Origin of the sequence: Flavobacterium lindanitolerans, assembly GCF_002846575.1 — a bacterium.
Taxonomy (GTDB): Bacteria; Bacteroidota; Bacteroidia; order Flavobacteriales; family Flavobacteriaceae; genus Flavobacterium; species Flavobacterium lindanitolerans.
Genome location: NZ_PJND01000008.1, coordinates 45,399 through 61,047, shown reverse-complemented (window position 1 = coordinate 61,047; position 15,649 = coordinate 45,399). Strand labels below are relative to the sequence as shown.

Annotated in this window: 12 protein-coding genes; 4 read left to right on the top strand and 8 right to left on the bottom strand. The window is 37.8% G+C overall.

The window, feature by feature from the left end:
* Positions 1–4 precede the first annotated feature (4 nt).
* Both tilS and B0G92_RS10125 read left to right on the top strand, forming a co-directional pair.
* Positions 5–1,309 (top strand): tRNA lysidine(34) synthetase TilS, encoded by a 1,305-nt coding sequence (tilS, locus tag B0G92_RS10130; RefSeq protein ID WP_101472109.1) that lies wholly within the window; start codon positions 5–7, stop codon positions 1,307–1,309.
* Complete coding sequence (locus B0G92_RS10125) at positions 1,306–3,285, top strand: protein-disulfide reductase DsbD family protein (protein WP_101472108.1); 1,980 nt, start codon at positions 1,306–1,308, stop codon at positions 3,283–3,285. The genes tilS and B0G92_RS10125 overlap by 4 nt, the downstream gene beginning before the upstream one ends.
* A gap of 113 nt (positions 3,286–3,398) precedes the next feature.
* Here B0G92_RS10125 and B0G92_RS10120 read toward each other — a convergent pair whose 3' ends face one another.
* Together B0G92_RS10120 and B0G92_RS10115 are read right to left on the bottom strand one after the other, a co-directional pair.
* Positions 3,399–4,757 (bottom strand): CoA-disulfide reductase, encoded by a 1,359-nt coding sequence (locus tag B0G92_RS10120; RefSeq protein WP_101472107.1) that lies wholly within the window; start codon positions 4,755–4,757, stop codon positions 3,399–3,401.
* A gap of 66 nt (positions 4,758–4,823) precedes the next feature.
* On the bottom strand, positions 4,824–6,026 hold the full coding sequence (locus tag B0G92_RS10115) for a sensor histidine kinase (RefSeq protein ID WP_101472106.1): 1,203 nt from the start codon (positions 6,024–6,026) through the stop codon (positions 4,824–4,826).
* Between the two features lie 192 nt (positions 6,027–6,218).
* Between B0G92_RS10115 and B0G92_RS10110 the strand changes: the two genes are divergently transcribed.
* On the top strand, positions 6,219–7,754 hold the full coding sequence (locus tag B0G92_RS10110) for a YifB family Mg chelatase-like AAA ATPase (protein WP_101472105.1): 1,536 nt from the start codon (positions 6,219–6,221) through the stop codon (positions 7,752–7,754).
* 7 nt (positions 7,755–7,761) lie between these two features.
* On the opposite strand, the gene B0G92_RS10105 is transcribed toward B0G92_RS10110, so the two are convergent.
* The 6 genes from B0G92_RS10105 to B0G92_RS10080 form a co-directional block, all read right to left on the bottom strand.
* Complete coding sequence (locus tag B0G92_RS10105) at positions 7,762–8,295, bottom strand: GNAT family N-acetyltransferase (RefSeq protein WP_101472104.1); 534 nt, start codon at positions 8,293–8,295, stop codon at positions 7,762–7,764.
* 67 nt (positions 8,296–8,362) lie between these two features.
* Positions 8,363–9,223 carry a KPN_02809 family neutral zinc metallopeptidase gene (gene ypfJ, locus B0G92_RS10100; RefSeq protein ID WP_101472103.1) on the bottom strand — a complete coding sequence of 287 codons (861 nt, stop codon included), beginning with the start codon at positions 9,221–9,223 and terminating at the stop codon, positions 8,363–8,365.
* Between the two features lie 94 nt (positions 9,224–9,317).
* Complete coding sequence (locus B0G92_RS10095) at positions 9,318–9,692, bottom strand: hypothetical protein (protein ID WP_143395020.1); 375 nt, start codon at positions 9,690–9,692, stop codon at positions 9,318–9,320.
* A gap of 28 nt (positions 9,693–9,720) precedes the next feature.
* Positions 9,721–10,545: an N-acetylmuramidase domain-containing protein gene (locus B0G92_RS10090; protein WP_101472101.1), complete on the bottom strand. Its 825-nt coding sequence runs from the start codon at positions 10,543–10,545 to the stop codon at positions 9,721–9,723.
* Entirely contained in the window at positions 10,542–12,689 is a 2,148-nt protein-coding gene (locus B0G92_RS10085) for a hypothetical protein (protein WP_143395019.1), read from the bottom strand. Before B0G92_RS10085 ends, B0G92_RS10090 begins: the two co-directional genes overlap by 4 nt.
* A gap of 77 nt (positions 12,690–12,766) precedes the next feature.
* Positions 12,767–14,776, bottom strand: a complete 2,010-nt coding sequence (locus B0G92_RS10080) for a hypothetical protein (RefSeq protein ID WP_056066571.1) — start codon at positions 14,774–14,776, stop codon at positions 12,767–12,769.
* A gap of 280 nt (positions 14,777–15,056) precedes the next feature.
* On the opposite strand from B0G92_RS10080, the gene B0G92_RS10075 reads away from it, so the two are divergent.
* Positions 15,057–15,569, top strand: coding sequence for a hypothetical protein (locus tag B0G92_RS10075; protein WP_245867785.1), 513 nt, complete (start codon positions 15,057–15,059; stop codon positions 15,567–15,569).
* Positions 15,570–15,649 lie beyond the last annotated feature (80 nt).

Here is a 15,649-nt window from a genome sequence, read left to right as displayed (position 1 = left end):
GGAAATGCTTTTAAAATTTCAAAAACATTTAGCTGAAAACCTTCCTTTCTTAAAAGAAAAAAAACTGTTATTGGCACTTAGCGGAGGTCTTGACAGCATGGTTTTGGCATATCTGTTAAAAGAATCAGGTTGTAATTTTACAATGGCACATTGTAATTTTCAACTTCGCGGAAATGAAAGTGATGGGGATGAAAAATTTATCAGAGATTTTGCTTCACAAAACAAAATTGAGTTATTCGTAACCCGTTTTGATACAGAAAGTTTTGCTACAGATAATAAACTATCAATTCAAGTAGCGGCACGGCAACTTCGCTACATTTGGTTTTATCAGTTGCTTGAAGAAAATAAGCTCGATTATATACTCACGGCACATCATCTGGATGACAATCTGGAAACTTTTCTGATTAATCTGACACGAGGCACAGGACTGGATGGATTGACAGGAATCCTTGACAAAAACAACAGGATTGTACGTCCGCTTCTGAATTTTAGCCGGGAAGAAATCCGAAATTTTGCCGTTGAAAATAAAATTGAATGGAGGGAAGACAGTAGTAATGCATCCGACAAATACCTCCGAAATAAGCTGCGTCATGATATTATTCCAATGCTGAAAAGCCTGAATCCTTCTTTTTTGGATTCTTTTCAGGATACTCTGAATAATCTGCAACAGGCAAAATCATTGGCAGAAGATGCTTCGGTTTTGGTTTATAAGCAGGTCGTTTCTGAAAAAGAAAACCAGAAGCATTTCAATATTTCAGAACTGAAAAGACTGGCTAATTATAAGGCCTATTTATATGAATGGCTAAAACCTTTCGGATTCAGAGCATGGGAAGATATTTATGAACTCACAGAAGCCCAATCCGGAAAAATAATTCTCTCTGAAAACTACAGGCTGCTGAAAGATAGAGAATATCTGATTTTAGAGCCTGTCAAAGAAAAAGATTCCGGCATTTATGAAATAATTGGCAATGAAATCAAGACGCCCATACCTCTGAAAATCTCGGAAACAGACCAAATAATAAAGGCTTCAGATACTCACCGGATTTATGTAGATAAAGAAACGTTAAAGTTTCCGTTGCATATTAGAAAATGGCAGGAAGGTGACTATTTTTGTCCGACTGGAATCGATGGAAAAAAGAAAATCAGCAAGTATTTTAAAGACGAGAAAATGTCTTTAAGCGAAAAAGAAAATACATGGCTGCTGATTTCTGACAATAAGATAGTCTGGATTATAGGAAAACGTTCAGACCGTAGATTTTATGTAAGCAATACAACTCAACAAATATTAAAAATAGAAATCCTGAAATGAAAAAAATAAGCCTCCTGCTGTTCTTCTTCTTCGCCCTTGTTTCTACTCATGCGCAGATTTTAGACCCTGTAAAATGGACTTCCAAAATTGAAAAAATATCAGATACAGAATACCTAATGACTTTTGACGGAGTTATTGAGCCGGAGTGGCATATGTATTCTCAATTTACGCCAGAAGGTGGTGTAAATCCATTGGAAGTATTGATGATTAATGGTGAGGGTAATTTTGAGGCAACAGGTAAAGCCGAAGAAAGTAAAACACGTACTGAGTTCAACGATATTTTCAAAATAGATGAGATATTTTTTGAAAATACCGTACAGCTAAAACAAAAGATTAAGATAATCAATAAAGATAACAACCTAGTCCAGATAGAATTATCTTATCAGGTATGTAAAAAGGTTTGCATCCAGCAAAATAAATACTTTGAGTTTGACCTGAAAAATCTCACTGCCCAGGAAGTAAAGACGTTTTCTGAACCGGTAACAACCAAAGTCGAAAAAAAAGCAGAAACCGTAACCCCACAAAAACCGGCAAAGGAAACTGAAAAAGGACTTTTGACTATTTTCCTGATTGCTTTTTTCTCTGGTTTTGCAGCCTTACTGACACCTTGTGTTTTTCCAATGATACCGATGACGGTAAGTTTCTTTACAAAACAAAGCAAAACCAAATCCCAGGGAATAAGAAATGCTATATTATATGGTGTTTCAATTATTTTAATTTATGTCATATTGGGTTCATTGGTTACTGCAATTTTTGGAGCAGATGCATTGAATGCCCTTTCAACCAACGTTTGGTTTAATATTATTTTCTTTATTCTGCTGGTATTTTTTGCTGCTTCCTTTTTAGGTGCTTTTGAAATTGTTTTGCCAAATTCATGGGCTAATAAAGTAGACAGACAGGCAGACAGAGGAGGTTTTATCGGAATCTTTTTTATGGCGTTAGCCCTGGCAATAGTTTCTTTTTCCTGTACAGGACCAATTGTAGGGTCGCTTTTAGTCGAAGCAGCTTCTAAAGGCGGTATCGCACCTATTGTAGGGATGGTGGGATTCTCTTTGGCCTTAGCGCTTCCGTTTATGCTTTTTGCCTTATTCCCGGGATGGATGAATTCACTTCCAAAATCAGGCGGATGGTTGAATACGGTTAAAGTTTCCTTAGGATTCTTAGAGTTAGCCTTTGCATTTAAATTCCTTTCAAAGGCAGATTTGGTAATGCAGACTCATTTACTGGAAAGAGAAGTTTTCCTTGCCATATGGATTGCCGTGTTTGGAGCCTGGGCGTTCTATTTATTCGGAAAGATAACATTGCCGCATGATAGTCCGCTAACCCATATTTCTGTAGGCAGGTTTTCGTTAGGTCTTTTGGTATTATCGTTTACGATTTACCTTATTCCGGGACTTTGGGGCGCCCCGTTAAAAATTATTAGCGGTTTCCCTCCGTCTATAACTTATAGCGAGTCACCGTATGGAGTTGGAAACTCAAAAGGAGGAGGGACTTCTTCCGGTGAAGCACTTCCCGAAGGTGCAAAATTAGCAGTTCACGATATTGTTGCTTTTACAGATTATGACCAGGGTGTTGCCTATGCTAAAAAAGTAAATAAGCCAATTTTATTGGATTTTACCGGATTTGGCTGTGAAAATTGCCGTAAGATGGAGGACTTTGTATGGTCTGACAATAATATCCAGTCTATTCTAAAAAATGATGTAGTGTTGATTTCCTTATATGTGGATGAAAAGCAGGAACTCGCAGAAGCTGAAAAATATGTTTCTAAAGAAACCGGAAGAAAAATCAAAACTAAAGGTAACAAATGGAGTGATTTTCAAATCACAAGATATAAGGCAAATGCACAACCGTATTATATTATTCTGGATTCAGAAGGAAATGATTTAAATGAGCCGGTAGGTTACACTCCAGATAAAGAAGAGTATGAAGCCTGGTTAAAATCAGGAATTTCAAAACATAAAAAAGGGGGATTGTAAAATCCCCCTTTTTCTTTAATTTTTTTATCGATTATCCGAAACTTTATATTGGTATAGATTTCATGAGTCATACTTTTTGCTTAGCGACTCTGCGTCTTTGCGAGTAACTGTTTTTATTCCTGATTACCAATTAGTTTCCGGGCAGCAATCTGCAGCGGATCCCAAACAGGAGAGAAGGGAGGCGCATAGGATAAGTCCAAATCGATAATGTTTCTCAAAGTGAGTTTATTCGTAAGTGCGACTGCCAGCACATCAATTCTTTTTGCGGCTCCTTCTTCACCAATAATCTGTCCGCCAAGCAATTTTCCTGTGTTCTTTTCGGCTATAAGTTTTACGCAGATATCTTTGGCATCCGGATAATAATAGGCTCTGGTTTTGGATTGTATGGTTGCCGTTATGTAGTCTATTCCTAAAGTTTTTACTTCTTTTTCCAGTAGTCCGGTTCGGGCTACTTCATAGGAGCATATTTTACAGACGGCTGTTCCTACAATTCCCGGAAAAGCAGCCTTTTGCCCAAGAATGTTTTTTCCGGCAACTACACCGGTTTTATTCGCTACGGTTCCTAAAGCTACATGAAAAGGTTTTTTGCTTACAAGATGGTACGTTTCGGCACAATCACCCGCAGCCCACACATTTCGGATATTGGTTTTTTGTGTTCTGGAAACTTTAACGGCTCCTTTTTCAGACAGGGCAATCTTTGAATTTTTTAGAAAAGCAGTATTTGGGCTTGTTCCCATTCCTAAAATGACCATATCGGCTTTCAGTTTTTGCTTATTCGTCACAACCGCAGAAACGGTATTGTCTTTGACTTCAAAGTGCCTGAGTTCTTCTTTAAGGTAAATAGTGACTCCCAAATTCTCCATAGCCTCACGAATGGTCTTGCCCATGTCAGGGTCAAGGGTATTCATGATTTCTTCGGAACGATTAATTAAGGAAACTTTGAGGCCTTTGATAAGAAGGGCTTCTGCCATTTCCAATCCAATATAACCGCCTCCAACAATGACTGCGTGTTTTGGTTTCTTATTTTCTATATATTGATTGATTTTTATACCGCTTCTTAATGTTGAAACGCCAAAGACGCCATCAGCATCCCTGTTTTCTACTTCAGGACAATAGGCTTTTCCTCCGGTAGCAATCAGCAGCTTGTCATAATTTTCCCAGAATTGTGTTTTTTCAAGACTGTTTTTAACCAAAACTCTGTTATGGTCTGTGTCTACTTCAAGTACTTCATGCAGTATATGCGCATCAATATTATATTTCTTTTTGAATTGTTCCGGTGTCCTTATAATGAGCTCATCGGAAGAACTTACTTTTCCTGAAATAAAATACGGAATGCCACAAGCGGAATAGGAGGTATATTCCGATTTTTCAAATACGATGATCTCAATTTCTTTGTTTTCCCGTCGCACTTTCGAAGCGGCGCTCATTCCGGCAGCATCGCCGCCAATTATAATAAGTTTCTGTTTTTTCATAAAATAAAATCAGCCAAGATGCTTAAATGTAAACATTTTGGCTGATATAAAAAAGATAGGGAGAGATTACTTTTTGAGGAATACTTTGAATCGGGTTCCTTTCCCTAATTCCGATTCAATTTCTATTTTTCCGTTTAACTTCTGTACCATTTTTTGTACGGTTGAAAGTCCTATTCCGGTGCCTTTTGCCTCGAAACGGTCTGTTTTTCCTAAAGTTTCAAAAATGTTGAAGATTTTGTGATGGTTGGCTTTGTCAATACCGCAGCCATTGTCTTCGATAGAAATAATATTGAAATCTTCTGTTTCAGAAAAATCAATATGGATGATGCCTTTTGGCTTATCGTTGTATTTTATACTGTTGCTGATGAGGTTATAAAAAATCTGTCCCAAAGCCATTTTATTGGAACGAATCTTATGGTTCTTTTCGGGGAGTATGAACTGAAATTCATTTTTAGTATCCAGTATATCAATGAGATATTGCATGAAGTCATTGAGCCTGATATTTTCATTGGCAATAACCTGTTCGTTGTCATATTTATAGTACTCTAAAATGGCATCTACCAGTTTTTTCAATTCTTCGGATGATTTGTAAATATAACCCAGCATCTGCATTCCGTCTCCGTCAAGCTGGTCATGATTGCTTTCCTGAAGTAACCGTGTCAACATCATGATATTGTTCAAAGGAGATTTGATATCATGTGAAACGATAGAAGCAAATTGCTCCAGATCTTTATATTTGGAAAGCAGCATGTTATGGTTTTCCATTAATTGGAAATTCTTTTTCCTTAATTCCAGCAGATTGATAACCTGATTGGCTAATTTTTCTAAGGCCAGTAGTTGGAAATTATCCAGATTTCTCGGTTGGTTGTCAATAACGCACAACGAACCTAAAGCATGGCCGTTCGGATCAACTAAAGGCACACCAACATAACACCTAACATTCGGATGCCCGATAACATTCGGATTGTCATAAAAACGGTCGTCTTCAAGCGAATCTGACACAATCATCATTTCGCGTGGATTATTTAATGTATGGGCACAAAAAGAAGTATCTCTGGCTCCTTCTGAAAATTCAAGGCCAATTTTTGATTTGAACCATTGACGGTCTTTATCAACCAGTGTAATGGTTGAAATAGGAGTATGGCAGATTTCAGAAGCCAGTTTGACTATGTCGTCGAAATCTTTTTCCGGAGCGCTGTCTAATATTTTATAAGCCAATAAGGCATCAAGACGCTCCTTCTCATTGTGTGGTATTTGAGGGAAAATCATTTGAAGCAAAAATTAGGTTATGTCTTTTTATACGAAAAAAACGGGTTAATGGTTTTTGTTTTCGCAATAAAAATATTCTATTTCTAATTTGGTTCGACATTTACTATGGAGTTTAACAGATTTGCTCCTGAAATTTTTCCTGTTTCCAAATAAGAAATTTAGTATTTTAGCTTAATTAATTTAGTATACGCCATGTTAGTAAAAGTTTATGGAAGCGCCGTTTTTGGCGTAGAAGCCACAACAATCACCATTGAAGTAAATATCGATAAAGGCATAGGCTACCACCTGGTAGGATTGCCGGATAATGCCATAAAGGAAAGCAGTTATCGCATTGCTGCGGCATTAAAAAATAACGGCTACCAACTGCCGGGAAAAAAAATCACGATTAACATGGCTCCGGCCGATTTAAGAAAGGAAGGTTCTGCTTACGACCTGACTTTGGCCATTGGCATTCTTGTGGCATCTGGTCAGTTACAATCTGATGAGGTGGACCGTTATGTTATTATGGGAGAACTTTCGCTAGATGGAAGCCTGCAGCCAATTCGCGGAGCTCTGCCCATTGCAATCAAAGCTAAAGAAGAAGGTTTTAAGGGTTTTTTTCTGCCAAAACAGAACTTAAAAGAAGCTGCAATTGTTTCGGATCTTGAAGTATATGGCGTTGAAAATGTACAGCAAGTCATTGATTTTTTTGAAGGTAAGGGAAACATAGTTCCTGCCGTTTTTGATACCAGAGCGGAGTTTTATAAGACTTTAGAATTTCCGGAGTCTGATTTTAGCGATGTAAAAGGGCAGGAGTCCATTAAACGCTGTATGGAAATTGCAGCAGCCGGAGGACACAATATTATATTGATTGGTCCGCCAGGCGCCGGTAAAACAATGTTGGCAAAACGTTTGCCCAGTATTTTACCGCCCATGACTTTACGGGAAGCACTTGAAACCACAAAAATTCACAGTGTAGCGGGAAAAATAAAAGAAGCCGGATTGATGAGCCAGCGACCATTCCGAAGTCCGCACCATACCATTTCTAATGTGGCATTAGTTGGAGGAGGAAGTTACCCACAGCCCGGAGAAATTTCAATGGCACATAATGGCGTATTGTTTTTGGACGAATTGCCGGAATTCAAACGGGAAGTATTGGAAGTCATGCGTCAGCCTTTAGAAGACAGGGAAGTTACTATTTCAAGGGCAAAATTTACCATAACCTATCCGTCATCGTTTATGTTGGTTGCCAGTATGAATCCAAGTCCGAGTGGTTTTTTTAATAATTCGGAGTCTTCCATTTCATCATCGCCTCATGAAACGAGCCGTTATCTGAATAAAATTTCAGGGCCTTTGCTGGACAGGATTGATATCCATATTGAAGTAACGCCGGTTCCTTTTGATAAACTCTCTGAAGAAAGAAAAGCAGAAAGCAGTGCCAGTATCCGGGAACGGGTAATCAAGGCAAGAGAAATTCAGGTATTTCGGTTTTCGGACAATGAAAAAGTAAATTACAATGCACAGATGTCAACCCGACTGATTCGTGAGTTTTGCCCATTAGACGAGAATTCGAAGGAATTATTAAAATCGGCTATGGAGAGGTTGAATCTTTCCGCCAGGGCCTATGACCGGATATTAAAAGTAGCACGTACAATAGCTGATTTGGAAAATGCTACCGACATAAGTTCGCACCATATAGCGGAAGCCATTCAATACAGGAGCTTGGATAGGGAAGGTTGGTTGGGGTAATATGGTATTAAGTCAAATCTATTTCAAGATGGATATCAAGAGGTTCAAGCTTAAATAAATCGGAATCAATTTCTTCGGTTATAACAGCACCTTCATTTCTATAAAAATCAATAGTTGCCTTCGTTGGCGTAGCAGAAATGTAGAGTTTTTTTGCTCCAAAATCCAATGCAATTTTTTTACATTCCTCAATCAGTTTGTGGCCAATTCTTTTTCCTCTGTAATCAGCACTGACATACAGAATGTCCATCTTGCAATATTCTGAACGGATTCCTCTTTTTTTGTTTTCAACGGAAGCTACACCTGCAATCATATCGTTGTCAAAAGCACCGATAACTTTTCCTCCTTCTTCAAGAATACGGTTCTGTGAAGCCATAATATATTCCAGTTCTTTAGGGTCAAAAGCTTCCACAACACAATATTCGGGTTTGAGAATCAGCACTCCGTTTACATATTTGTAAATTTCGTGGATTATTTCTGAACGATTAATCTCTTTGATGGTAATCAGTTCAGTTTTTTTTAGTTCTCTAAAAGTAAGTCCCATGCTCATTTTTCAAATGTAGGAGATGCATGCTTATAAAAAAAGACCCGAAACCGAGTCTTTTATATTTTTATCGTATTTCAGCAAAAGTATCGCCTTGCTTTATATCTCCGGACTTAAATCCTTTATTAAACCAATACATTCGCTGTTCAGACGTGCCGTGCGTAAAAGAATCGGGAACAACCTGTCCTTGCATTTTCTTTTGAATGGCATCATCACCAACAGCATTCGCGGCACTTAAAGCTTCTTCAATATCGCCGGGTTCTAAGATTTGTTTCATCTGTTCATTATAGTGCGTCCATACACCGGCATAGAAATCGGCCTGGAGTTCTAAGGCTACGGAAAGCTTATTGGCTTCGGCTTCGCTTAGTCCTTGCTGCATCTGTCTCATTTTGGCTGAGGTTCCTAACAATGTCTGCACGTGATGCCCAATTTCATGCGCTACTACATAGGCTACGGCAAAATCGCCGCCTTTGGCCCCAAATTTTGATTTTAATTCGTCAAAGAAAGTCATGTCCATATATACCTTTTGGTCACCCGGACAGTAGAATGGGCCAGAAGCAGAACTGGCACCACCGCAGGCAGTACTTACCTGTCCGCTAAACAAAACCAATTTTGGAGCTTTGTAAGTCCAACCATTTTCTTTAAAAATTTCCGTCCAGACATCTTCATTATCAACAAGCAGTGCATTTACAAACTCTCCTTCTTCTTTTTCTTTAGGAGTCAGTTCTCTGGATTCGGTTGGTGCCGATTGTCCTTGTTGCATTTGTTCTAAAATAGGAGCAAGATTTTGGGCGCTTTCGCCTCCAAAAATGTTAATTAATAAAATGATAATTCCAATAAGTCCACCTCCTGCAACTACTTTGCCTGTTGAACCCAGACCTCTTCGGTCCTCCATATTGTCACTTTGACGTCTGCCTTGCCATTTCATGATTTTGTGTTTTTATACAAATTAAATACATTTTTGAATAAAAAGTAAATAATTATGAGAATGGAATTAGAAATCTTTTTTATTTGTTAATTATTCAGCTAATAAGATATCGGTTCCAGACTTGGTTTCCTAATTTCTGAATGCCATAACCTAAATTTTCAGTTTCTATTTTTTGAGAGGAATTATCTTCAAATGTCAAATGGAGGCATATTTTTTGGTTTTCTTCACAGACATTCCATGTGCCCTTATATTCCTGGGTGTTCTTATTGGGCAGGTAAAGTCCTCCGCCAGATACGCTGCTAAAGGATTCCAGAATATAGAGTACGGTAAAGTCCGGATATAAAAAAAGGGCATATTTTGTTTCTTCATACCAGCCGCCGCCGGAATAATCTCTGTCGCTGTTTGCTTTTTCAAAACGTAAGACTCTATTGGATAAAGTGGCAATCATTTGGTTTACAGATGGGTTCATAGTATGCGGTTTTGTTGTTTTTATTGTTTCAAGAGGAATATCTGGCATAAGCCTTTATCAGCTTTTCATCATATCTGTTGGTTTTATAGCCTTTTCCGTTGTACCTAAGAGCAAATTCTGCCCAATTCTTGTTTTTTAGTAGCCTGATAAGATTGTTTTGCTCCAGAAACAGTCCGAAAGCTTTTAAGTGTTCACCTTCGTTCAGGTACATTTTCTCTACAAATTCGTCTATGCTCGCATAGCCTAATGATGGAGCGTTGAATCCCATGATTTGGTACAATCCCCAGGAAGCCGAACAGTAAGCTGCTTCCCTAAAAAGAGCATTGGGGTTTAGGTCGGCGGCTTTTTCCAAACGGTCATATTCACCTGAACCACCTAGATAATATTTTTTAGTATAGCTTTGATATAAAATATTTTGAGTATCATTATTTACATAATTACTACAATTAATATTCCTCTTGTCTAATTCTCTCCAAAAGACATGTCCTTCAAATAAAATCTTTGGGCGTCCGTCAACAAGAAAACCTTTTCCGCCGCTTTCTACTTCATTGACTGCTTTTACAATGGCAAGTTCCAGATTGTGAAAACTGGCAAAATCCATAAGATTCTGTTCAGAAAGCAGTTTGTTGTTGGAAGCATATCCAACATTGGCAATCTCTAAGAGTCTGGACCAGGTTTTAATCCCTACAATTCCATCCACAACCAAAGAATGGCTTAGCTGGAAATTTCTCACGGCCTTTTCGGTTTCCGGACTGAAGTAATTGGATACCAGCAGCGGATATCCTAATTTTTGCAGGAGTTCATTCAGGTAATTTACTTCTGCCGACTTTGTTCCTAATCGAATTGTTTTCATTGGTTAATGGTTATTTTAGATGAGGTAGAGTAATCGAACACATGATTTTGCGATTTGACAAGGTTGTCGTTCTTGTCAAAGTAGTTTACCTTATAGGATAACAGCGTATTGGTTGAAATGCTGTTCTTGACGATAAAATTGAATAATACCGGAATAGCAAATTCAGCTTTTAATTTTTCAATGGTGAATCGGCTTCCGGTTTGTTCCACAAGCAGTTCCATAGTGATTTTGGAAGTAGCGGCTTTCTGTTTTTTGATTTCAATTTGCAGGTAGCGGTTGTAGCTGGTGGATTGGGAAACAATCTGGCTGAATTCGGAACTGATATCTTCAATACTTTCAAAATCAAAAAAAATATTTTTTACCGTAGATGATTTGGTATTAGGATTTAAGGCGATACTATCTAAAATCTTACTTTCACTACTGATTAAGTCAGGAAATTTGTTGAAATAGGTGCTGTTGAAATAGGCAGCATTTTCGTTATTGACAAATAAGACGGAATTAAGCCTGCATTTTGAGATGGACTTGTTACTGATTTTAATTGTTTTGGAGGTATTGTCAATTACAGATTCAATCATTTCACCAATCGTTTTTTCGAGATTGAGTTCAATAATGCTGGTGTCTTTGATTTCTTTGTGCCTGAAATTGATATTTGCGAATTGGGATATGGTGTTGTTCAGGGCATTAATCAATATACTGGCTTCCGAAAGGTTTTCCGTTGACAGATTGAACAGGAAATGCTTGCCGTCTGTAGAGATATCAGACTGTTGCAGGAAATAATTACCACTGATTTCATAATCGGATTCGATGTCATTAGGAAAAAGAAACTGGACTTTTTCAAAATAATCGGTCTTATCGCCGTCTATGTAATTGTTTTGCAGCAATTCAATTTTCAGTTTCGCCAAATCATATTCGGACAGGTTGGGCCCTAAGGCAAACTGAAAGCTGATTTTAGAGATTTCTTCCTGGGTACTCGTTCCGTCTTCATAAGCATGAAATATGGTAGAAATACAAGGTTTCATGGTATCGAGGTCGCGTGATAGCCCGTATGTTTTTGAGATAAGCAAAAAGGTGTTGGGTTGTAATGTGGATTTGTAGATGGAAAGTTTGCTGAAATGGACTCCCGGAACAAAGATTTGCCTGAATTGGGAAAAATCTTCATTGAGGTTGAATGGATTATTGATAAAACCGCCGCCAATGGTTTTATAAAGGCTTGTAGCAGTATCTGAAGACAGAGGATAGTTCAACGTTTTGTTTACCCGCAGGAGAAAAGTACTTTTTACCAGTTCTGCCTGTACATCCGTATTCATGTGGTTTTCCTTTTGAATTTCCAATATCGAACGTCTTGAGATTATGGTATTCGGGGCATTTGATTTGATGACGAGCGGATTGCTTAGGATGGATGCTTTTGGTGTCCTTATGTTTTCTGTTCCTGGTTCGTTTCCGAAGAATTTCAGGTTTTTTATGGAACCGATATTCCGGGCTACTAAAAAATTCTTCCTGAATTTGGAATAGCCTTTAAATTCAAAAAACAGGTCGATACTACTTTTGAGGTTATTGATTTGGGTAATCAGGTTAAGAAATGCGATTTTGACAGCTTCATCCTTTAAATCAAACTGGATTTCATTTTTTTCGGGTGTTACTATGCCGTTAATCTTGATACTGTCGTCTTTTATTTTGAGGTTTAATACAGCTTCCTTCAGGTTTAGGGCAATATTCTTTTCATTGGCTTTTAACGGCTTGTTTTTAATGGTGTATTTGAGTGTCACCCTTCCCATAAGTCCGCTGTTTTTTCCGGATTTATCCAACACATTTTCATAATAGAAAAGCGTATTGTTGTTTGGTGCTATTTCAATTTCGGGGAAAAGCAGGATGATATTGCTATCGCTATAGTCTTTAAAAGAGGCACTTTCATCTATTGCCGTATCTCCATCGATTAAAGGAAAATAGCTGTTGATTGGAAGGATACCTATGACAGGTCTGTCAATATTGATAGAATGGATAATAGGATGTTCAATAACAGTGAAAGGTGCATCAGGACTTACGACCGTAGTAAATGAGTTACTCGGCTTTGCGGGTTCCAGATTGAATCGATTGGTAGGAACCAGTTTTGTTCCTTCCAGTTTAAAGGTTTTTAAGTCAGGCATGATTTCTAATTTTGAGAATCTTTGGGTTTTAGTAAACAAAAGGGACATTTGTCCCTTTTGTAACTGTTTAAAAAATACTATTCCATGAATGGAGCTCTTATTTTTTCGATGTCGGCATTTTGCGCATCTGTTCCTGTTGGAATTTCAAATAAGATATCACCTTCCAGATAATCTATTTTTTGGTAATCTGTTGAAATGGTAACCTTTTTAGCTTTTTTACCAATCTTGCCCTTACAGGTATATTTTACTTTGTATTCTGTAGGCTTGATGTTATAGTCTAATTCATACCAGGCCTTATAAGGAAGCATTTCCTCATAGTTATCTGCTGTGAATTTGAACTTTTTAGTCGCCATTTTGTCTGCTTTGAATGTGACTTCCAGCGTATCTGATTCAAACAATTCTTCAGTAGACAGGTTGTAATTAATCATGTTCTGAACCAATAGCGGAATGAAGATTTTAGTACCTTCAAATTCATATTCATTGACAGTGTCTTTCAGTTTTACCCGTTTGTCTTTTTCGTACATAATATTCTGTCTTACCTTAACCTTGCTTGCTCCGTTGTTTTTTACAAAGTCAAAAACGAAAGCATTTTTTTCTTTGGATTTGTCGTTCCAGGTAGCAGGGAAGATGGCATCGATTTCTTTGCCGGCTCTGCTTGTGGTTTTTACATACGGAGTGCCTTCCGGAGCAATCATTCTTCCGGAACTTTTCCAGATAATTTTCCCTTTAGAATCAGGATAGCCCACTTCAATAGAAACCTGGCTTACAGGACTGTCATTGACGATGTCGCTGTCTTTGTCTAATTTGATTAATCCTCCGTTCAAAGAAGCAATTACCTGAACTTTTGAAAAATCTTCATCCAATTGGATTTCAGAGATGTATTTTTTCAGTTCTGTTTTGGCTTCAGTTCCGGACTTTAATGTAAGAGGAGTAAGGTTACCGCTGATTTTTGAGCTTAACACTTCAATAGAAGAGAATCGGATACTGTCTGTGAAATTCACTTCTCTAACCTGTTGGCCGGACTTTAAGCTGAATCCCATACTGGCTCCCTGGTTCCAGATATTAAGAAGTTTTTCCGATTCTGAAGTTTCACCTCCAAAATTCTTATCGGTTGGATCCAGTATCTGCTTTCTCAACAATTCAAAAGCAAAGTCCCTGGCCTTTGTCATCAGCTGTTCTTCCACTTTTTTTCTTTCGGCATCAGAGAACTGATTATCTGTAATGATTTCGGTTGTGATACCGCCTTCTGTTACAATTTTTTCATATTCATGTTCCCAGTTGACACGGAACCAGCTGATTCCTGCACTGAATTTGGAAGAGAAATAGTTGTGTACTTTTTTGGCATTTACAGTAACCTTGATTTCAGTTGTTGGCATATAAGCTTTATACTTAATATTGTTTTCAACAACCAGGTTATTGGTACCATTTTCTAAAGCACTTCTAACCAATGAGGCACTGTTTCTTCCCATTAAGATAGAAAGGGCATTATCGCCAAGTCCAAAAGTGGTTCCGCTGCCTTCTCCCTGAATATTAAATGACCAAGGGTTGGAGCCTCCAAAAGGATTGCTTTGGGATTTTTCACCCACTACGTGCATGGCAATAGTGTTTTCCGTTAGCTGTATCGGCCTTACGTTTGTAGCGTTAAAATCTTTATCGACACCTCTCAGGAAAGAGAAGAGTCCGAATAGTTTTGAAGTTCTCTGGCTTTTGTATTCGGCATCCAGTTTGATTTTTAATTTGTCGATTGCTTTTTTCAGCAATGCTTCCGGCAGGTCAATAGTACTGGTAAGTGTTGTATAGGCTCCTGCTTCTTCTTCAAGTCCTTCGGCACCAATTACAGTAGTACCGTCTGCTTCCGATTTGAATACCTGCATAGAGAATTTAAATCTTCCGTCAGGATGTTTGGATAGTCTTGGATACTTCGGATAATAATAGAACTGCATTGGCAATCCGTTATCTCTTAAAAGCATGTTGTTCGGGTCCGGAGAAAAAAGGACTGCGAAATCTGCTCCATCTTCTTTCTCCAAAAGAATTTCTACGGTTCCGGCTCCAGCGTGTGGGTAGCCAAGAGGGGTTACTTGTGACATTTTTTTAAATTTAATTATTAGATTCTTACTCTGTTAAGGTTTTTCAGATTACACCTTGTCTTTTAGCTAAAAACCGACGGTGTAAAATTCTTATTTGGCAATTAGCTGTAAAAGAGCTTATTGCCTGATTTTTTTAAGATTATTTCCTGTAAATTTATTGTAGCGCTTTTCCCGGTTGGGAGAGGAAGAAAGGCTTGCTAAAAAAGGGTAATTTTCCCCTTGCGATATTTTCCTAATTGAGATAGTTTTGGCGATTATTAACAACTTAAACTTGAAAAACATGAAAAGCTCAAAAACTATTTTTTTAGCTGGATTATTTTGTTTAACTTTTTTCTTTCAATCGTGTAGTGAGGATAGAATTTATGACAAGCCAACACAATTGATTTCTAATGAGTTGGCTACAGAGATGCATATGAACTACAATTCAAACGCGGTGCGCTCAAAAGCTGAGGATAGTATAAAAGAAGATGCGAATGCAGTATGGTATTCTGTTGAAGAATTGGAAAAGTATATCAATTATATCAAGACAGAAGGAATTAATAAGGGATATAAAGTAGATGGAATCAGATTGTATCTGGGTAGATATCCTGATGACCCGAAATATGCTGAAAAAGCGGGGATGACCACTATATTTTTATCACCAACGGGTGCTAAAACCGATATGCAGAAATCCGGGATGCTGAATGTTTCGACTATGCAGGAAGAGCCTCATTATGATATAACCGATCTTTCAGTGATGAATTATGGTTCAATGGGTAACCCTCCTAAAATGACATATCCTTTCAAAAAATAATGTTAGAGGACTTAAGATTTTATTGCATTTACTTGGCTTTATTAGCGGGAATAGTAGGATTGTTGTTTTACAACAAACTT